Annotated in this window: 16 protein-coding genes and 2 pseudogenes; 9 read left to right on the top strand and 9 right to left on the bottom strand. The window is 41.1% G+C overall.

Going from position 1 to position 20,846, the window contains the following annotated elements; all coding sequences use genetic code 11:
• The first annotated feature begins 205 nt into the window (after window positions 1-205).
• The 7 genes and pseudogenes from ACGEDC_RS21305 to ACGEDC_RS06475 all read left to right on the top strand — a co-directional run bounded on the left by ACGEDC_RS21305 (window position 206) and on the right by ACGEDC_RS06475 (window position 5,922).
• On the top strand, window positions 206-1,027 hold the full coding sequence (locus ACGEDC_RS21305; protein WP_425233807.1) for a hypothetical protein: 822 nt from the start codon (window positions 206-208) through the stop codon (window positions 1,025-1,027).
• Between the two features lie 219 nt (window positions 1,028-1,246).
• Window positions 1,247-1,540, top strand: coding sequence for a hypothetical protein (locus ACGEDC_RS06500; RefSeq protein ID WP_394497217.1), 294 nt, complete (start codon window positions 1,247-1,249; stop codon window positions 1,538-1,540).
• 65 nt (window positions 1,541-1,605) lie between these two features.
• Complete coding sequence (locus ACGEDC_RS06495) at window positions 1,606-3,078, top strand: protein adenylyltransferase SelO (protein ID WP_394497215.1); 1,473 nt, start codon at window positions 1,606-1,608, stop codon at window positions 3,076-3,078.
• Window positions 3,079-3,152: 74 nt separating this feature from the next.
• Window positions 3,153-3,488 carry a DUF3630 family protein gene (locus tag ACGEDC_RS06490; RefSeq protein ID WP_055026162.1) on the top strand — a complete coding sequence of 112 codons (336 nt, stop codon included), beginning with the start codon at window positions 3,153-3,155 and terminating at the stop codon, window positions 3,486-3,488.
• Window positions 3,481-4,524, top strand: coding sequence for a serine/threonine protein kinase (locus ACGEDC_RS06485; protein ID WP_192021677.1), 1,044 nt, complete (start codon window positions 3,481-3,483; stop codon window positions 4,522-4,524). Before ACGEDC_RS06490 ends, ACGEDC_RS06485 begins: the two co-directional genes overlap by 8 nt.
• A 175-nt stretch (window positions 4,525-4,699) precedes the next feature.
• Window positions 4,700-5,314: a thiol:disulfide interchange protein DsbA/DsbL gene (locus ACGEDC_RS06480; protein WP_055026161.1), complete on the top strand. Its 615-nt coding sequence runs from the start codon at window positions 4,700-4,702 to the stop codon at window positions 5,312-5,314.
• Between the two features lie 396 nt (window positions 5,315-5,710).
• Window positions 5,711-5,922 (top strand): annotated as a pseudogene (locus ACGEDC_RS06475) (DUF1107 domain-containing protein).
• On the opposite strand, the gene zapB reads toward ACGEDC_RS06475, so the two are convergent.
• A complete protein-coding gene (gene zapB / locus ACGEDC_RS06470; RefSeq protein WP_055026159.1) occupies window positions 5,919-6,119 on the bottom strand; it encodes a cell division protein ZapB in 201 nt (66 codons plus the stop codon). The pseudogene ACGEDC_RS06475 and the gene zapB sit on opposite strands and share 4 nt — an antisense overlap.
• A 360-nt stretch (window positions 6,120-6,479) precedes the next feature.
• On the opposite strand from zapB, the gene ACGEDC_RS06465 reads away from it, so the two are divergent.
• Window positions 6,480-7,565, top strand: coding sequence for a branched-chain amino acid aminotransferase (locus tag ACGEDC_RS06465; RefSeq protein WP_394497210.1), 1,086 nt, complete (start codon window positions 6,480-6,482; stop codon window positions 7,563-7,565).
• A gap of 83 nt (window positions 7,566-7,648) precedes the next feature.
• On the opposite strand, the gene ACGEDC_RS06460 is transcribed toward ACGEDC_RS06465, so the two are convergent.
• The 7 genes and pseudogenes from ACGEDC_RS06460 to ACGEDC_RS06430 form a co-directional block, all read right to left on the bottom strand.
• Entirely contained in the window at window positions 7,649-12,214 is a 4,566-nt protein-coding gene (locus ACGEDC_RS06460) for an EAL domain-containing protein (protein ID WP_425233806.1), read from the bottom strand.
• Window positions 12,215-12,484: 270 nt separating this feature from the next.
• Window positions 12,485-13,417, bottom strand: a complete 933-nt coding sequence (locus ACGEDC_RS06455) for an acyltransferase (protein ID WP_394497206.1) — start codon at window positions 13,415-13,417, stop codon at window positions 12,485-12,487.
• Between the two features lie 4 nt (window positions 13,418-13,421).
• Window positions 13,422-14,317, bottom strand: a pseudogene (locus ACGEDC_RS06450) (acyltransferase).
• Window positions 14,318-14,459: 142 nt separating this feature from the next.
• On the bottom strand, window positions 14,460-15,980 hold the full coding sequence (locus ACGEDC_RS06445; protein ID WP_394497203.1) for a YifB family Mg chelatase-like AAA ATPase: 1,521 nt from the start codon (window positions 15,978-15,980) through the stop codon (window positions 14,460-14,462).
• Between the two features lie 139 nt (window positions 15,981-16,119).
• Window positions 16,120-16,944, bottom strand: a complete 825-nt coding sequence (locus tag ACGEDC_RS06440) for a M48 family metallopeptidase (protein ID WP_394497201.1) — start codon at window positions 16,942-16,944, stop codon at window positions 16,120-16,122.
• Window positions 16,880-17,143, bottom strand: coding sequence for a DUF7092 domain-containing protein (locus ACGEDC_RS06435; protein WP_394497199.1), 264 nt, complete (start codon window positions 17,141-17,143; stop codon window positions 16,880-16,882). The genes ACGEDC_RS06440 and ACGEDC_RS06435 overlap by 65 nt, the downstream gene beginning before the upstream one ends.
• 28 nt (window positions 17,144-17,171) lie before the next feature.
• Window positions 17,172-18,419: a YjgN family protein gene (locus ACGEDC_RS06430; protein ID WP_394497197.1), complete on the bottom strand. Its 1,248-nt coding sequence runs from the start codon at window positions 18,417-18,419 to the stop codon at window positions 17,172-17,174.
• 368 nt (window positions 18,420-18,787) lie between these two features.
• Here ACGEDC_RS06430 and ACGEDC_RS06425 point away from each other — a divergent pair, with 368 nt between their 5' ends.
• Window positions 18,788-19,798: a substrate-binding domain-containing protein gene (locus ACGEDC_RS06425; protein ID WP_394497195.1), complete on the top strand. Its 1,011-nt coding sequence runs from the start codon at window positions 18,788-18,790 to the stop codon at window positions 19,796-19,798.
• Between the two features lie 37 nt (window positions 19,799-19,835).
• Here the strand turns inward: ACGEDC_RS06425 and ilvY are convergent, their stop codons facing one another.
• Window positions 19,836-20,708, bottom strand: a complete 873-nt coding sequence (gene ilvY / locus ACGEDC_RS06420) for an HTH-type transcriptional activator IlvY (protein ID WP_394497193.1) — start codon at window positions 20,706-20,708, stop codon at window positions 19,836-19,838.
• Between the last annotated feature and the right edge of the window lie 138 nt (window positions 20,709-20,846).

The raw sequence follows: 20,846 nt of genomic DNA, 5'->3' as shown, positions 1-20,846 counted from the left end.
CAAAATTTGAATTTATCCCCACTTATCATGTTTAATGGCACAAAAGCAGGATAAATACTTGATTTATTGCTGCACAATAGCTTATTAATACTAGATAACCTGCTCAAAAAAGCAGCGTGAAAATTAATCTCTCTTGAATAGACTTTGAGCTTGACTGCTTAGCTATTTAAATACACACAAACATGACACAGGTATGGTGTTATCAATGAAATATATTGTCATTATTTTATTAGTCTTGTTGGGCGTTTATTTGTACCGTCGAACGCAGAAGGTTGCTCAGAACGAATTAGATGAGAAAACATCTGCTCAACAAGAAAAACCGCAAGAAACGACAGTGTCAGAAGATGTGATTGACGTAGAAGCAGAAGTCGTGGAAGAAACAACTGAAAAGGCTGTTGATGAGGTTGTCGTTGGCGCTAACACTGTCGTGCCAGAGCCAGAGCCAGAGCCAGAGCCAGAGCCAGAGCCAGAGCCAGAGCCAGAGCCAGAGCCAGAGCCAGAGCCAGAGCCAGAGCCAGAGCCAGAGCCAGAGCCAGAGCCAGAGCCAGAGCCAGAGCCAGAGCCAGAGCCAGAGCCAGAGCCAGAAGTTGTAAAAGAAAAAGAAAACGAAGAAACGGATGTAAACTTGCCTGCTACAGGTGCATGGGCGGGTGATGTGTTTGTTAATCTCGTTAGCAGTTTTGATGCCAGTGCAGATGTCACAGCGCAGCATCAAACGTTACTGAATATTATTGGTCATAGTTATAAATTGCGTAAACAGGCAGATTATTGCCAATATGGTGCGCAATTGGCCGATAACTATTTAGCTGTTTATGCCAAGTACCAGCAACAGAATAAGGTTGCTGCTGATGAAAAAGGTCCAGGCTTTATGCAGTTATCAACCATGCTTAATGATACTAAGCAGTTCGATAAAGCCATTATGCTATGTGAGCAAGCGCTGCAATATCAGCTAAGCGATGGAACTGTTACTGGTTTTGAAGGTCGAATTAAACGTATCGAGAAAGCAAAATCTAAAGCTGCAGGCTAAGGGCTATTTAACCTGTTGGTGAATACTATTTCACCTAGATTCAATTAAAGCGGACTTAGGTTCGCTTTTTTATTGCTAATATCTTTGTTAGTTATAGACATATTGATGGATCTTGCCATTATAGGGCGCGTTTGAGCCAACGGAGTTGCAATATCGCGCTACTTTTTGCTCGGCGAGTTAATGCTTCCCTTCACTTTTGAGGAAATTAAGAGGTTTTTTATGAATACCAAAGTACTGACTTTGTTGGTTTTATGCTTAGGAATATTCAGCTTGTCAGGCTGTATTCGTACACCTGAATGGACTCTTTTTTATTACGCAGACCAAGCTAAAAAGCCGGCTAATCCGATACAAGCGGATTATATTGCGGGTTATTATGACACGCTTGAGCAGTGTCAGTTAAAAGGCGATGGTATGTTACGCCTTAGTGGAAAAAGCCTTGTTGAAATAGACAAGCAGGCTTCTGGAAAATGCTACAGCAATACCTGTAGCTATCGAAAAAGGATATCAATGTGAGCAGCTATGTCAGGTCGATGATGAAAATGTGATTCATTGCCAATAGCCTGCTTTAGGGAAGATGAATGCAGCTAAAACAAGATTTTTTTGAACAACTTGAAGGATTTTATTCGCAGGTTTACCCGCTGCCTATTAGTCAACCTCATTGGCTTGCTTGGAGTGATGACGCCGCGGCATTAATTGGCCTAACTAAGCCCACCGATGAGTTACTGATGCAGATGTCAGGTAATCACCAGATGCCAGGTGCGAGTTATTATGCGCAAGTGTATAGCGGTCATCAGTTTGGTGGTTATTCACCACGATTGGGAGATGGTCGTTCAATTATTCTAGGTGAAGCATTTAATGGGCAAGATACGCATCCACAAGCTTGGGATATTGCCTTAAAAGGTGCAGGCCCAACCCCGTATTCCCGACATGGCGATGGCCGAGCAGTAATGCGCTCTGCAGTTAGAGAGTTTTTGGCATCGGAAGCGCTCGCAGCTTTATCTGTTCCTACTACACGTGCCTTAGCCGTTATAGGTTCTGATTTGCCCGTTTGGCGTGAATCCCAAGAAACCGCAGCTATTACCGTAAGGCTGGCAAAAAGTCATATTCGTTTTGGCCATTTTGAATATTTTTGTCATAGCGAACAAGGAAGTAAAGATAAGCTTATTCAGTTACTTAATTTTACTATTGCCCAACATTACCCGCATTTATCGCAAGATTATCACGGTTACAAAGCCTGGTTCACACAAGTGGTTAAAGATACCGCTGTGCTGATTGGTCATTGGCAAGCCGTTGGTTTTGCTCATGGGGTGTTGAACACAGATAATATGTCTGTTTTGGGCGACAGCTTTGATTTTGGCCCTTTTGCTTTTTTAGACACGTTTAAAGAAGACTTCATCTGCAATCATTCTGATCCAGAAGGGCGTTATGCGTTCGGTCAGCAGCCCGGTATTGGGTTATGGAACTTGCAACGTTTAGCGCAAGCATTAACGCCTGTGATCGAATCTGATGATTTGGTCGCTGCACTGAATACCTACCAAGCAGAATTAGTGAAGCAATACTTGTTATTGATGCGGGCTAAAATGGGCTTGTCAGTAACAGAGCAGATCGCCAATTCGTCAGAACAAGACAAACAAGATTTAGACCTAATAGGCCGATTTTGTGGGGTGATGCAGCATAATATGTTGGACTACACCAATACCTTTAGGGCTTTTGGTAACTTGGATGTCAATAGCGCTAAATCCAATATTGCAGATGAAATCATCGATAGGCCAACATTTGATGCTTGGTATAAGGACTATCAGCAACGAGTGGGACAAGTGACAGATATTGAGGCTTGGCAAGGTGCAAGAAACAGTGTCAATCCGAAATACATTCTGCGTAATTATCTTGCACAGGAAGCCATTGTCGCCGCAGAAGATGGAGATAATGGTAAATTGGTTGAATTACACCGGTTATTAACACAGCCCTATGCCGAGCAAGAACATATGTCACACTATGCTCAGCGTCCGCCGCAGTGGGGACAGGGATTAATTATGTCTTGTAGCAGTTAATTTTTATTTTAAGCATACGATAAGCCGAACAGTAAACATGTAGGCTTATCAATAACGCAGGTTTACCTAACAATATGAATAGCGAAAAGCCCGTGATTGGCTTGCATTCAATCGCATTAGACAAAGAGTCGCTCAGTATTTTAATCCGTGCAGATATTGATTTTGAGCAGTTTGAACAATTTGCTGAGCCATTGGCCGCGGCGATAGATTGCGAAATCCGTGAGCAACAATGGGGAGCAGATAGACATCAATGGCTATTGAATTTCGAAGGCAGCCAGCTTTGGTTACATTACGAGTTTTATGGCGATATTTGTTGGATATCGACCGATGTCGCCTCGGATATTGAAGTGTTAACGTACTTAATGACGTTATTAACACCATTAGTCACAGTGAAGGGCGCAAATGAGTAATCGTCAAATAGATAACGATTCGACAGAGCAAGCCAATTCGAATAAAAACCAAGATGCATCATTTGACTTTCAAGCTTTAACGCCTGACTTAATTTTAGATGCTATCGAGAGCTTAGCGGTATACCCAGAAACCGGTTTATTAGCTTTAAATAGCTATGAAAACCGTGTTTACCAATTTCGGTGTGATCGTGGGAATCGATATGTGGTTAAGTTTTACAGGCCGCATCGTTGGTCTGAAGAACAAATTCAAGAAGAACATGATTATGCGCTGGCATTGGCTGCAGAAGATATTCCTATTGCTGTCCCAGCGATTATCGATGGTAAGACTTTACACCACTATCAAGGCTATAAATTTACGCTATTTCCTTCTATTGGTGGGCGTGCTTTTGAGGTCGACAATCTTGACCAATTAGAGTCTGTTGGTCGCTTCATTGGCCGTATTCATCAATATGCCAGTAAACAAGCATTCCAATATAGAGAGCCAGTTTCATCAAAGATTTTGGGTGATGATGCGTTGGCGTATTTACAGCAATCTGGTCAAGTGGCTGATGGCATTAGCCAGCAGTTTTTTACCGTGGCAGAGCAAGTGTTAGATAAAGCTAAAAGTGCGATGTCAGGGCATCAATTTCCAACGATTCGTCTGCATGGAGATCTGCATCCCAGTAATATTTTATGGACGCCCGATGGCCCAGGCTTTGTGGATTTAGATGATGCCAGGCAAGGTCCTGCAGTACAAGACATATGGATGATGCTAACGGGTGATCGATCTCAACGACTGTTACAATTAGACGTCTTGCTAGAAGGTTACCAAGAGTTTTACGATTTTGACCAAGGTCAGCTCGCTTTAGTTGAGCCTCTAAGGGCCTTGCGCATGCTTCACTATAACGCTTGGTTAAGTAAAAGATGGCAAGATCCCGCATTTCCAATGAACTTTCCATGGTTTGGTGATATCAAATACTGGGAACAACAAACCTTAGCGTTTAAAGAACAACTTGCAGCGTTAGATGAAGCACCATTAAGCTTGATGGGATACTAGGTGTTAACTAATGTAGATTGTTACAAATGTTCTTGATAAGGTCTTGAGATATTGCAATAACCTAAATTATGATACGGTTTAGGTAATACATACATTAGCTCTGCGTAAAGCAGGCAATAGATGGCAAATTTTAAAATTAAAAAATAATTTAAGATTGCACACTAAAGGAAGCAAAATGAAAAAAGCACTATTAATGGCAGCAGCACTACTTTTAGCCCCATTGGCGGCAACTGCTGCAGATTATAAAGAAGGTGTACATTACACTGTGATTAATGAAGGCCCAGCAACGTCTAAGCCTGAAATTACAGAGTTTTTCTCATTCTTCTGTGGCCACTGTTATAACTTTTCAAAAACAGTTGTTCCAAAAATTGAGAAAACATTGCCAGAAGGTGTTGCGTTTAACCAAGCACACGTAGAGTTTATTGGCCGTGAAATGGGCACTGAAATGTCTCGTGCTTTTGCGATTGCTCACCAGTTAAATGTTGAAAAGAAAATCGAACATGCAATTTTCGTTGCTATTCACGATACTAAGCAACGTTTCACTAGCCAAGATGATATCCGTATGCTGTTTATTGCTAACGGTGTTGATGGTAAAGACTTTGATGCGGCAGCAAACTCATTCATGGTGAATGCACAAATGTCTAAAATGAAGCGTGATACTGAAAATGCAAAACTATCAGGTGTGCCTGCATTAGTGGTTAACGGTAAATATCGTGTTGAGACAGGTTCAATTAAATCTTATGACGAGCTTTTAGATATCGCTTACTACTTAACGTCTAAAGATAAGTAATCGATTAAGATTAACTAAGACGAATTATTGACGCAGTATTTGTTCGATAATTTGATAAAAAATAGAGCCCGCAGTGGCTCTTTTTTTATGTCTGTATTTTGTGAGGTTAATTGTCCAACCACCTGAAAAAAGGCAAAAAAACCGTAGGTTTCAAAATTATTCATTTTAAAACGATACGGTGTTGAGCCAATTGGCTCGTTATTTACCCTGAGTAACATTAAATACTCTACCAAAGCGTCAAAAAAATGGCAAGTGTCATTTTTGTGTTATTTCATTATTTGAACTTAATCGCTGAATTTAAGGTGAAAAATGTTTAACTTTACGAAACTCTTTGGGGATTTATATTGTCAAAGTGAAGTCATCAAAAACCAATAACAACATGCTTGAGGAGTTCTCATGAGAAGGTTCCCCGTTTACGCACCTAAGCTTATTGTCAAACATGCACGTATTTTTCTTACAGGGGTTATTTGGGTTAAAGATCTAGGTTGCTTAGAGTTTAAGAAGGGACGTTTTTTAATGCCAAAAAAAGCCTGCCAAAAGTAAAGCAGGCTGTTTCAGAACTTAATGAGCTATTAGCTGCTCAGCATAATGAAGCTAATGCTATTTAGCTTTCGCTATTAAGTAATCCAACAAGACCGTTAACTTTGTCATTCCAAGAGTTGAGGTCTTGTTGTAGTTGTTGATTAGTCTCAGTCAACTGAGCGTTCTTTTGCTTCTCTTCTTCAAGCTCCATTTTAAGTAGCTCAGCATTTTCAAGAGTAGCCTGGATTTTGGCTTCCAGTTGGGACAATAATTCAAGGCTCATATCGGGAGTCCTAATAGTTTCTGGATGGAATGCTGATTCTAGCAGTGACTGGGGTTTAAGGAATAGACAAATCTGTTAAGTGGTTAAAAAAAGTACCAGTTTTACTACTATTTTCTAAGCTTTAATCACCTTTAGCTGTATTTAGGTAATTTTTTACTGATATCTAGCAGCAATCCCTGATGTTCAGTGTCCCATGAAAGTCTTACTCATTAGATAAACCTCGTTTTAAAACGGCCTTTTTTGGGAATTGTCATCTTGTGCAGAACGATTGACGGTTAAATGTCATCCACATTGTCCATTTGCTTGACATTACAACTGATGATTCATAGTCTGCTAGCTCTGTTTTCAAGGTGGTAGCAAATGGACATCAAATATAATTTAAAATCGTCACGCCGTACTGAGCAATTTCATCCAGAAGGTAATGTTGGATTTGGTAATCTCAGAACTGATCATATGTTTTTAATGGATTATCGAGATGGCCAATGGTGCGATCCACGTATCGAACCTTATGCTCCTTTTGAGATTGCGCCAGGTGCAATTTCATTGCATTACGGTCAGTCTATTTTTGAAGGCGCAAAGGCCTTTATGCATGACGACGGTGAAATCTATACTTTTAGATTGAATAAGAATGCGGAACGTTTAAACAACTCTGCAGATATCTTATGTATTCCTAACCTTGATGAAGAGATTCAACTTGAAGCCATTAATGCGCTTATTGATGTGGATCGTTTGTGGTTCCCGATGCAAGATGGCGCTTGTTTGTATATTCGTCCTTTCATTTTTGCCACCGAAGATCGTCTATCGGTGAGTCCTAGCCTGAATTTTACCTTTTGCGTCATTTTAAGCCCAAGTGGTGCTTATTATGCTGATGGGGTAAGCAAAGCGATTCGTTTACTTATTAGTAAGAAGTTCCACCGTGCAGTATCGGGTGGCACTGGCGCATCGAAAGCGGCGGGTAACTACGCTGCGTCACTGCGAGCGGGTCAAGCTGCTGCTGAATATGGCGCTGCTCAAGTGTTATACCTTGATGCTAACAATCAACAGATTGAAGAAGTGGGCGCAATGAACCACTTCCATGTGCTAAAAGATGGCACTGTGGTGATCCCAACATTTACTGATACGATTTTAAAATCAATCACCTCGCAATCAATGCTTGAGCTAGGGTACCTATTAGGCTGTGAAGTGCGTCAAGAGACGATCATGCTAGATAAGTTTATTGCTGATATTGAGGCGGGAGAAATTGTTGAGGCGGGTGGCTTTGGCACCGCAGCAGTGGTGTCACCTGTGGGATCGTACATTTTTGAAGATGGACGAGTGGTAACCGTTGGTGATGGTGAGGTCGGCCCGTGTATTAAGCGAATCTACCAAATCTTTACTGAACTACAAAATGGTCAACTTGAAGGCCCTGAAGGCTGGGTTAAACGTGTAGAGCGAGTGGCTCCTTAATACCTAGTAGAATACCTAGTGCAGGTGTTTTGACCATTAAAAAGGCTCCTAAGGGAGCCTTTTGTGTATCTATCGCATGTCTGTTAACTGTTAGTTTTTTCAAGTTTGTCTTGCTGTAATACGGCCAAACATTCATCTGCTGGCAGAGGTTTACTCAGTAAGAAGCCTTGGACTTGATCGCAGCCTTCTGACTGCAAGAAGTCGAGTTGTTCTTGGGTTTCTACCCCTTCAGCAACGACATTCAGCTCTAAACTATGGGCTAAGGTAATAATTGCACTGGTTATTGCTGCGTCATCAGGATCTTCAATGATATCGCGCACGAACTCTCGGTCGACTTTTAACGTATCAATAGGGAAACGTTTTAAGTAACTCAAGCTCGAATACCCAGTCCCAAAGTCATCAATAGCAATGGTGAGTCCTAAGGCTTTAAGTTGCGACAGCACTTCCACTGAATCCTTTGGATTACCCATGATCATAGATTCGGTTAACTCAAGCTCTAATGCTCCAGCAGGTAATCCTGAGACGGCCAATGCGACTTCAATGGTTGAAATGATATCCGCTTTTAATTGTCTTGCTGAGAGATTGACGGCAACTGAGATATCTTCAAAACCTTGTTTATGCCATTCAGCAAGTTGATTACACGCTTCATCAATGGCCCAGTGCCCAATGGCGTTGATCATCCCAGTTTCTTCTGCCAATGGAATAAATTCAACGGGTGAAATAAAGCCAAGCGTTTTACTTTCCCAACGCAGTAGCGCTTCAACGCCTAAAATTTGCTTGGTTTTAATATCGTATTTAGGCTGATAAACCAGATAGAGCTCGTTACTTTGAATCGCTTCTTTTAGCCCCGCTTCAAGCTCAACATGACGGGTGGCATATTGGTTTAGCTCTTCGGTGTAAAACTGGAAGTTATTGCGACCTAAAGATTTTGCATGATACATAGCGGTATCTGCATACTTGATCAGTGAGGTACTGTCGTCAGCGTCATTAGGGAATAAACTGATACCGATAGAAGGCGAGACAGTAATATTTTTATCTTCAAGTAAGAAAGGCGCTTTAAAGGCTTTAAGCACTTTTTCGGCAATGATGGTAGCCGCTTTTAACTTGGCGACCCCTTCCAAAATAATGGTGAACTCATCCCCGCCTAGACGGGCAACGGTATCGCCTTCACGAATAGCATTTTGCAATCGACTCGCAACGGCTTTTAGCAGTAAATCACCCACATGGTGTCCCATGGAGTCATTGATGTGTTTAAAGCGGTCTAAATCAAGGAATAACAAGGCAACAATTGATCTCGAACGATGGGCCTTAGTGATAGCTTGATTAAGTCTATCTTGGAATAAGGTTCGGTTCGGCAGGCCTGTCAATGGGTCAAAGTTTGCTAAAATTCGCAAATCTTCTTCCGCTTTTTTACGGCTCGTGATGTCAGTAAATACCGCAACAAAGTGGCTGGTCTCACCCTTAGTATCAATGACTTGGTTGATTTCTAGCCAAGCCAAAATACCTTTTTTATCTTTAGTTCGAATGTTGATTTCACCGGCCCAATGCTTTTTACGCAGTAGCTGTAATTCGACATTATGGTAGAAATCTCGAGAACGCTTTCCATGGGCGAGGAATAAGAAATGCTTGCCCGCGATGGCATCAGGCTCAAAACCTGTTATTCGACTGAAAGCAGGGTTTACTGAGCGAACACGGTAATCTAGTTCTCCCACCACTACGGCCTCATTCATACTGTGCAGTACTTGAGTGGAGAGTTTCAGCTCGTTTTCAGTTTCTTTTCTGACAGTGATGTCTTTATGGGTTCCTGCCATTCTGACCGGTCTGTCTTGTTGATCCCATTCAACAACCTTGCCTCGATCGATTAACCAGATCCATTTGCCCGCTTGTTTTTCAACACGATATTCAGCTTCAAAGAACTCAAGTTTACCTTCAAGATGTTGATTAAGAATTTTCGACACCCTAGGTTTATCTTCTGGGTGAATATTATTAATCAAAGCTTGATCTTCATTACCAAGGCGCAGCGGTGGCACCATGTCTGTTCGGTAGACTTTATTTTCACGTATGTTCCAGTCCCACATGCCATCACCAGACGCCCATAGCGCCAGTTTCAGACGCTCTTCAGAGGCGCGGATACTGATCTCAAATTCACGCTGTTGTTCACGCTTTAGCTGTTTAAGATAAATCAGGAAAGTGATCGCCAGCATGATGGCAATACCATAAATGACGTAAGCTGCTTTACTTAAATAAAACGGTGGGACGATAGTAAATTTGATACTAAACGGAGCTTGGGTAAAACTGTTGTCAGTTAACGTGAAGCGCACCAATAACTCATACTCTTTAGGTGCAAGACCTGTAAAAGTAATATTGTTGGTATTGTTAAGATCAACCCAATCGTTATTGTGCCCGACTAATTTATAACTTAATTGGTGAAATCCTGGGTAATTGTATTCAAGCGCACTGACTTCAAAACGAATGACATTATTCACAAATGGCATGGTCAGCTCAGGAGGATGAGATAAGTCATGCAATTGATGATGCTCATTTCCAATGGTATAGCTAGTAAGCGCTAATTTGACATCAGGCCTTTCTGCGGGCACTTCATCTGGGGTAAATTGGTTAATGCCATTAATCCCACCAAACCATAAGTCACCATCTGTATCCCTAAACTTGACCCCACCATTAAATTCGTTGGCTTGCACACCATCAAAGACATTAAATGCCACGAGTTGATTATCAGGAGTGACACGTATGATGCCTGAGTTCGTGCTTAACCAGAGGTTTTGCTGGTTATCTTCGAGAATGGCATAGACCGTGTGTTGCTTTAATGATTCATTTAAGGCTTCAAAGTGAATGCTACCATCTGCCAGTTCAATAATTTTGTCGACACCGCTATGGGTTGCCATTAAAAAGTCACCCGTGCTGGTAGCAATAAAATCACGGATACGATTATCACTCAGTGTTGATTCGTCCGCGGGTTGGCGAACCTTTAACGTGAGTTTTTTATCATCTGGCTTTAGCCTTACTAGGCCTGCCATTGTCCCAATCCAAAGGTTATTTTGATGATATTTTAGAGAAAGAATTGAGCGCTCTTGAGGTGAGTACGTCTCTTGGTAATCAAATTGATATTGATGTAGTACCCCTTCGCCAGGTAAGACAAAATACAGTCCATTACTGCTTCCCACCCATAAACGCTGTTTGTCGTCTAACGCGAGCGAGCGTATATGCAAAGTGTTGGGAATAAGGTGGTCAAATGCCGGTAAAAAACTGAGCTGTTGATCCGGTGTCAGTCTGGCTAAACCATGATCAGTTCCGAACCATAAGTTGCCATCGGGCGTTTCAGTTATTGCATGTACCGTGATGTTTAATTCAGATTCATTAAGGTTTAATGCTGTGGCAAACAAGTCATTGTAATAATAAAATTGGCCTTGTTTTTCATCAAAGGTTTTAACTCCTGCGCTTTCGGTTCCAACCCATAGTCTGTCTTGGCTATCACGAAATATAGCTCTGATCATATTAGCCATTTTGGGCTTAGATGGGTGCATTTCATAAATATGATTAAAATAGACTTGGTTAAGATTAAGCTTGTTAATACCAGAATAACGAGTGCCTAACCACAATGTACCATCTGGCGCGAGCATGATGGTTTGTAAGTTATTTTCGCTGATTGAATGACGGCTATTAGGGTCATATTTATGGATTTTACTGCGCCACTGACCGTCGATTAAATCAAGTTGTATTAATCCTGCATTAGCACCAATAGCCCATACTTGTTGGCTATTGCTGATGACAAAATCATGAATTTCGTTAAAGATGGTTGGCTGCTGATTAGTCCATACGAGTGTTTTTTCGTGGGTGATGAGATCATAGCGAACTAGCTCGTTACCTATCGCGAACCAAACAGAGTCATCTTGAGCGTTAGTATGAATGCTATTGACTCTTAAATCTGCAGGGATATCTAAGCGAATGATGGTATTGCTATCAATGGCAAATGTGCCGCTTTGCTCAGTGCCAACAAAGATATATTTATCATCGACATTGGCGACATAACTGATACTGGGGTCAATGCTATTACTGATACTAATCTTGGTGATTTTATTGGTTTTTAGCGAGAGGGTATAAAGGCCTGTTTTGGTGCCAATCCATAATGAGTCACCAATTAAACTTAAGCTGGTTAAGCGTAAGTCATTTAGTCCGCTTTCTAAGCCATAGTTGGTGAACTTGCCAGTGGCTAAATCTAGTTTGCTGAGGCCTTGAGAGAAGGTTGCAACCCATAAGCTATCGTCGGGTGATTGCAAGATATCAATAATGTAATTACCGACAATACTAGACGGGTCGTTACTGTCATTGAGAAAAATATCAAACTCGATTCCGTTGTAGCTATGCAGTCCATCTTGGGTTCCGACCCATAGCATACCAGCCTTATCCATAAACAGTTTGGTGACTGAGTTTTGGTTCAGCTCATTAGAGCCTTCGAACTGATCAAACGACAATAAATGATTATCATTTTTAGGTGTGATTGCGATAGCTTGAATTGTCATTGAGATGATAAACATCGCAATGATAAAAGACGTGCTAAATAATGTGGCTAAACGTAAATTCAATCTGCACCTATAGTAATTAGAATTAACACCTAGTGATGTTGGTTGCATATTGTTAGTTAGGATGTAAATGCTTAACAAGAATAGTCATAGCGGAGAGAAATAACACACTATCCGTTTGTTAAATACACAAAAAAAGCATTTAAATCGTCATAAGCAACCATATTACGTAGCTATATGCTTTATTTCAAATTACATTTCAGTTTTACGTAGGGTGGATGTTGCAAAAGCTTAATAGAGTTAACAATTTACTTAAAAGTTAACGCTATAAAGTAAAAAACACGCTGAATAGCGTGTTTTTAGTCATGCTCGATAATGCTATTAATTATCTTGTTTTTGATCAGCGGCATGTTGCTGGAAAATTTCCTCAAGCTGCTGGTCTTTATCAAACCAAACTTGATTTAACCAACGTTGAAATTCAACCCGGGTTTCAGCTTGCGAGAAATACACTTCAGAATCGACTTCTGGCACAGGCATTTGCTCAATACGTACGACAATCTTTTTCACCCGCCCTGACATGACTTCGTACAAAATGCCTTCTTTTGCTTTAGCATCAGCATCAGGATAGGCCAATGTCATGTTCAATAAGCCAGTAAACTGCTCACCCATAGCTGAAAGAGTAAACGCGATTCCACCTGCTTTAGGGCGCAATAAATGACGATAAGGTGATTGTTGGCGACGATGTTTATCTTCAGTGAAACGGCTACCTTCAACATAATTGATGATTGACGTTGGGATATGGATAAACTTCTCACATGCTTTGCGAGTCGTTTCTAAATCTTTGCCTTTGAGTTTAGGATTCTTTTTTAGTTTGGCTGGGCTGGTTCGGTTCATAAATGGCATATCCAATGCCCAACAGCCTAATCCTAAAAATGGGACAAATATGAGCTCTCGTTTTAAAAAGAACTTCATCATTGGTACGTTGTTGCGCAAAATATACGTTTGTGCAGCAATATCAAATCCACTGACATGATTACTGATAATTAAATACCAGCCATTTTCATCCAGTCCTTCTAGTCCCTCAATGTCCCATTCAATTTTGGCGATTAAATTTAAAATGCCGCCATTACATGATGCCCAAGCCCACATAAAGCGATTCATTAATCGTGAAATATGGTTACGACCTAGAGCCACTGGCACGAATAATTTAATGATGCCGCCAATACTGATTAATCCTGCCCATACGACAGTGTTAATAATTAAAAGTAATGAACTGATAAAGAACAGTATCGGACCTGGTAAAAAACTTAGCATGGAGCTAAATACCTCTAGTTATTTTGTCAGCCATTTCGCTGATTTTGTTATCTTTTTCGAGCCATAGTTGATTGAGTTGATTTTGGAACTCAATTTTAAACTCACGATCTTTACTGTAGTCACCACGCATTGCGTCAGGAATCGTCGTCACTTGAATATCAACATGGACTTCATCGAGGCCATTACAAATATATTCCCAGTAGGAAGGTATTTTATCAGGATAATAAATGGTGACATTGACTAATTTATTAATCTGGCTGCCCATTGCGTCAAGGGCAAATGCCATTCCACCTGCTTTAGGTTTTAATAAATGACGATACGGTGAGGCTTGTTTTGTATGTTTGCCAGGATGAAAGCGAGTTCCCTCGACAAAGTTCATTACACTCACAGGCTTATGCTTGAATTTTTCACATGACTTGCGAGTTATCTCAATATCTTTCCCTTTAAGTTTAGGGTTCTTTTTAAGTTGTGCTGTGGAATAACGGCGCATAAAAGGGAAATCTAACGCCCACCAAGCTAGCCCTAACACTGGAACATAAATGAGTTGCTGCTTTAAGAAAAATTTCAAAAAGGAATTTTGCGGTTAAATACTCGTTGTAAAATTAAGATGTCGACCCAAGATTGATGGTTGGCAATGACCATATACCATTCTTTTTCTGAAAACTGACTATCGCCAGTTAACCTTATCTTCGTTGGGTGCAATATTGACTCAATCACACCGTTAACAGTGATCCACGCACTGGCACAGTTATCTAAAATATAACTGCATATTTTACGAATGATGTTTATTGGTAACACTTTGAATATACTAAATATAAGTATAGGTATTACCCAGAATACGGTATTTATTACATAGCAAATAAATGCTATCGATCCTTTAATTTTTGCAAACAGCGGCATCTAGCTCTCCTGTGAATGGAGGCTTATGTTACTCCGTGAAATGATTTGGCTCAATCCGAAGGACAATAATATCGCAATTTTTACGCAAAAATTACACGCTGTTCAGTCTGTATCATTGACTTACTATGATGATTGTCCGTACTCACTGCTGACTCAATCGATGCATCAATCTATCCATGGCTCGATATCCTAATGCTTGAGCAATATGACGTCTTTCAGTTGTTTTGGATTGTTGTAGGTCTGCGATGGTTCGAGCAACCCGCTGGATCCGATGAAAGCTTCTCACAGATAAACCGAGCTGCTGCACACTTGCGTCTAAAAACTCTAAGTCAGCTTGGTTCATGTTTAAATGCTGTTTTAACAGTGAAGGGGACAGTTCACTGTTGAGCAAACCTGCGCGCGATAACTGTATCTGTCTTGCTTGATTGACCCTTTTGGCAATGCTTGCACTGCTTTCAGCAGTTTGCTGGGGTTGGGTGAGAGTGCCTGCTGGCAGTTTAGGGACTTCGATTGTTAAATCAAAACGGTCTAAAAATGGGCCTGAAAGTTTAGATAGATAACGCTGAATTTGGTCGGGGGTTGAGCGGGCATTATCTACATCGCCACAAGGGCTTGGGTTCATGGCTGCAATCAGTTGAAAACGACTCGAGAATTTTACTTTTGCTGATGCGCGAGAAATGACGACTTCGCCAGACTCCATAGGTTCACGTAAGCAATCTAATACTTTACGTGGAAACTCGGCTATTTCATCTAAAAACAATATTCCTCTATGGGCTAGTGATATCTCACCTGGCTTTGGGATGCTGCCACCGCCAACTAATGAAATTGATGAGCATGTGTGGTGTGGTGCTCTAAAGGGACGTTCAAGAAAAGCGTTTGGTTTGATGTTTAACCCTGCGACAGAATGAATAGCGGCAACATCAATAGCTTCTTCATAGCTGAGCTTGGGCAATAGCGGAATGATTCGGTTAGCGAGCATACTTTTGCCGGTGCCGGGAGGGCCTAAAAATAAAGTATTGTGCCCACCTGCTGCAGCGATTTCTAACCCTTGCTTGGCCTGATATTGGCCTATAACTTCGCTTAAGCATAACTGCGGGCCTGTTGCTTCATCTTCAAACCATTGCGGTTGCTGGTCAACAAGTGGTAGTTGAGCTTGACCATGCATAAAGGCGGCAAGGTGTTGTAAATGGGCAACAAAGTGAGTTTGCTCAAAGCCGACTAACTCTGCTTCTCGTCTGTTTTCTAAAGGGATAAACAATTGATGTTGTTGGTTTTTGGCTGCAATGATTGCTGGCAGTATGCCAATACATGGACGAACCTCTCCCGATAACGCCAGCTCTCCAATAAATTCACTGTGAGCCAACTTATCCGACGGCACTTGGCCTGAAGCCGCTAAAATACCGATTGCAATGGGCAAGTCATATCGACCTCCTTGTTTGGGGAGGTCGGCTGGAGCGAGATTAACAGTAATGCGCTGCATGGGAAACTCAAAGCCGGCGTTGATTAATGCACTTCTAACCCGTTCACGGGCTTCTTTTACTGAGGTTTCTGGTAATCCGACTAAATTAAAAGCAGGTAATCCATTACTTAAGTGAACTTCGACTGTGACTTTAGGAGCTTCAACGCCGCAGCAAGCACGTGTGACAACGCAGGCAATCGCCATAAACAAATCCTTTTGTTTTTCGTTTACAGATATTTAATGACACTTAATGAGGTTATTAAGCCCATTAAGTGTAGCAGGTAAATAAATCGCTGTAGCCAAACCCCACCTATAACAAAAATAAGTGGGTTAGGATGAGTATTTATTGAATAGAATCAGAGCGTAAGGTTTTGATGCGTTCATCAATGTCGGGGTGAGTACTGGCCCAGTCTGGTATGTCGAGATTATGCTCAGCTTGCAATAACTGGTATAGCTCGACGATAGAGTCGGTATTTTTGTACCAAGTTTGAAGTTGCAATGCTGCAAACTGGTCGGCTTCTCGTTCATGATTTCGAGAATAGGTTAAGCTGGTCCCTAATACTGTGACACTGACAAGCATATCCGAGATCCCGCTGGCATCACCGACAATTAGCGCTGCTCCAACAGAGAGGATAGATGATTGTATTAACGTTGTGAGTACATGCCTGTGATGAACATGACCCAGCTCATGCAAAATAACCGCTTCAAGTTGTTGGTCGTTTTTCGCGAGGTTAATCATGTCATCCGTTAATATAATTTGACCGTCTGCGAGTGCAAAAGCATTAGCACCATCTTTGCTGCTATAGATTAACAAAGAAGGTTGGATTGAAAATACTATCTGCTCTTGATGCAGTTTATCTAATGTCTGCTGAAATAACTGCTGCAGTTCAACTTGTCTTTGTGGCTTGATTTGGCTTTCGGTGAATCCCATGGACTCCACTAAGCTGAACGTTTGCTCACCGACTTCTTCCACTACGGCATCCGGTAATAATTGGGCGATGGTTTTAGAAGCAGCAGGTATGCCATGCGCAACAATAAAATACAGCGCAGCTAGTGAAACCAAGGTTGCAATAATAATCAGTCCAAGGTTTTTTCTAGCTGGGCTATCCAGCTTTTTTAGCGTGAATATTGAGCCATTGATTAAGCTGTTGAGGATCTGTTGAAACAAAAACATGTCCGCTGGAAAACGTGATATGACGAGCCATATTACCTATAGGATCTGTAACAGTGGTTTGGTCTAGTTGAAATTGCCCTCGGTGAACGTCAGAGGACAATGTCAGCATTCCATTTTTACCCAGCACTAATGTTGCTGGGTATTTTGTGGCTTGTTTAGGGGCAAGAATATGCCCATTAACTTGTTCTATCACAGCTTTATTCCAGCAAACCTTGGCATTGTTAAACTATGCCAATATTAATATCAAAGGCATCTGCCACTTCATCTGCCACAGCGGTGCTACTTTGCTCATTATGGTCATGAGCTGTGAAAGCATCTAAGTTTCCTTCAACTGCAGTGACTTCTGCCATGTACTTAGCAAAGCGGACATCAGCCCAAGCTTTACCCATGCCAAAGGTGAACATAACAAGCAGTAGATTAGTGACAACTAAGAATAAGAAACTTGAGGTTTTCATTGTCGATGCCATTTGTAAGTCATCATTAATAGATGTTTGGCTAAAGACATAGTTGCGAACACAGACTTGAACATAGGCTGCGATGAGCATTGATAGAATAAACATGAAGAAGTATCCGAAGAACACCATGCCTATCAACGAAGCATTATTTTTAAATGCTTCTTCAGAGGCGCCACTTTGAATTAGCTCAACAATCGACCCCATCATGCCAAAAGCAAATGCAAAAACTGAAAAAAGTAAGCCTGCACCGAAGAATAACCCAATGGCGGTGACGGCAATTTTGGCATACTGATTGATTTCCAGTTTGGCATTAAATGCCTTATCACCATAGCGATAACCATTGATTAAGTATTGTGCCATTCCAGCGCTAACCCAAGCGTAAGAATAAATAGCAGCAACAAAGAAAAATACCACGCCTGCGGTAATTGCAATGCCGATAGCAATGGGGTTATCTGTCATTAACCTTGTAACAACACCAATACCAAATCCACCCGCGACAACAATAATATATGCCGCAATGGGTTTTAGCAGTAGATTGATATATGCACCGCCATAAGAGCCAGCAAAATCAAACCTAACATTGCGAAAACGTGTCATACGAGCATCAAAACGGGCATTTCTAACGGCTAGAAATGGTACTGCTAACATGAATATGATGGCTAATGCGACAGCGACAGGAGGCATAGTGCTACTGAGCACTGACCATGTAATCAATAAAAATACGGCAATAATTCGGCCAATTAAGATTTGCATTGGCTTGGCAAGATATTCGAATCTGTCGCCGCCTAATTCAGTATTTCCGTAAAAGTAATTATTGGTTCTCACTTTGGCCCAGGCTGAGTAAATGCCGAATGTCACCATGGTGAGTAAAACGTTGACTATCCAAATACCAAAAAATTCACCACCAATACCGTGAAATTTAAATGGAGTACTGGTTGTTGATGTGTCTGAAGATATTGTTGATGTTGAAGCTGTAGAGGCGGTACTGCCTTGTGATGAGTCTATGGTACTCATTTAGATTTCCTTCCGTTGGAATTAAGCTGGTTATTAAAACGTTAAAAGTGATATAAATCAATATTTTTAATCATATTTTTGTCGCTTTATTTTGTGAATTACACTGAGTCACAATAAGCGGTTTTGGCGGGTTGGTTTTTATCAGTAGCATATTGCATGGTAAGTAAGCTTTCTCACAGAACTTAATCATGCAAGGTGTACTATTTACAGACATAATTAAGTTAAATGACATTCAAGCTTTAGTTTGCAGAGGCGAATCATTACTCAAATAGACTATGTTATATACAGTTAGGCTGTGTTGTATGCCGTTAGACTATGCTTTATTCAGATAACTGCGATAGGTATTGGTTGAAAAAGGACATGTCACTATGCGAGCTTTGCTCATTTTTATGTTATTCATGCTTTCAAATTCAGTGCTGGCGAGTACTAATGTCGTGTTTTTAAATCCCGGTGCAGCTGATGATTCATTCTGGCACCATATCGATAATGTCATGCAAGTTACAGCGCAAGATCAAGATTTTAATTTAACGGTTTTACATTCAAACCGTGACCGTAATTTGATGTTAAATCAGGCGGTTGAAATTTCTAATCATGCATCTTTACCGGACTATCTTGTCATGGTTAACGATAAAGATGTTGCTAAAAAAGTGCTTGATACTTTTTACCAAAAAACCGTTCACATTATTTTTATGATTAATGATATTGAGCAGCCACTTAGGTTGCAGTTAATGAACGATCCCCACTGGAAAAAGTACTTATTACCTGCAGTTATTGAAGACAATTATCATATTGGTCGTGAGTCTGCTGCAGCATTAACTCAATTATTTACGACTACCCCCGCACATGTGGTGGCTGTAGCGGGAGATGATGTAAGGGAAACATCGCTACTACGCACACAAGGAATGGAGGGGTATTTTAACCTGCATTTGAATACCGTATTGGAGCTGGTCGTTTATGCAGATTGGCAAGCCAATAAAGCCTACGAACAAACGCATATATTGCTGAATCGATTTCCTGGGGTAGACGGTTTATGGATTGGCAATGATGAAATGGCAGTAGGGGTCGTTAAAGCCTTAAAAGAAACCCACCGAAAACCGGGTGAAGATATTAAAGTATTGGCGATTAACCCTTCGGTCTTGTCATATGAGTTACTTAAAAATGGTGACGTCAATGCGATAGGAGGAGGCTCATTTTTATTAGCAGGTGTGGTGGGGCTAAATATTGCTCGTCATCAGCAAAAACAAACATTTGACCTATGCCTTGAACATAATTTTTATCGTCACTTAACACTTGAATGCCCTTTATTTCGTATGATTGTTAACAATCAATGGCACCAAATTATTGAGCAAGAAGTCAAAGCGGTATGCAGTGTCAATTAGCGCAGCTTCTTCAACTCTAAATCAATAACCTGAGTGATTAAATGACCTCTAAAAAGGCATGTAAAATGGGTTCGTGGGTGCGTTTTTGTTTACAACAACAGCCAAGCTGAAATGGGGCAATATTTTGCTGTGTATCTAATTTAACCAGTCGTTCTCTTACTGGACTATTTTCAACCACAGCTTCTGGGCTGATACTGACACCACACCCTAACGCGACCATAGAAGTTATCGCTTCTTGACCTGATACTTGAGCATAAATATTAGGTTTGAATCCCATTGCTTTAAACCAGTTGTCAGCTCGGCGTCGCCCAGGGCCATGATCCGGCACAATGAAGGGTAATTTTGCCCAATTAATGGGAACGGTATTAACCATTTGCTGTACTTGGCAATTAATTGTCGGAGCGTAAACATGCAAAGGCACTTGATCAATTTCTGCAAAGTGGAGACTACTCGGCAATGAATCAGGTAAGGCGATGATGGCAATATCAGCGCGGTTATGCTGAATTTCATCTACAGCATTAGCTGCATCACCTGTATTAAGGGTGATTTCTACCATAGGATGTTCACGTCTAAATCGATCTAACAAGGCTGGAAGGTGGCTGTATGCTGCTGTAACTGAACAATATAAATTGATCCGCCCGTGCAGTAGAGGTTGGTCCGGGTCAATTCGACCTTTCAGGTTGAGCCATTCGGATAAGGTTTGTTCTGCAAAACGCCTAAATTCAATTCCCGCATGGGTCATACTGACACTGCGGTTATCTCGTTCAAATAATTTGCAGCCCACCTCTTCTTCTAATCGCTGCATCGCTCGACTGAGCGTAGATGGACTCACATGGGTTTGTTCTGCAGTTTTACCAAAATGCAGACTATCACATAGGTGTACGTATAGTTTTAACGCACGAATATCCATGAATCAACCTTAAATAAATGAGTAAAAAAACAGTATGAAATGGCTCATTTTTAGCATTGCATAAAATGCAATATAGCATCCCGAATATATCATTTTAAGCAATGAGCAGCTTACGCTATAGTGATCCCAATCACAACT

This window comes from Shewanella sp. ENK2, assembly GCF_043568515.1.
Classification (GTDB): Bacteria; Pseudomonadota; Gammaproteobacteria; order Enterobacterales; family Shewanellaceae; genus Shewanella; species Shewanella japonica.
This window is presented reverse-complemented; position numbering and strand designations above follow the sequence as displayed.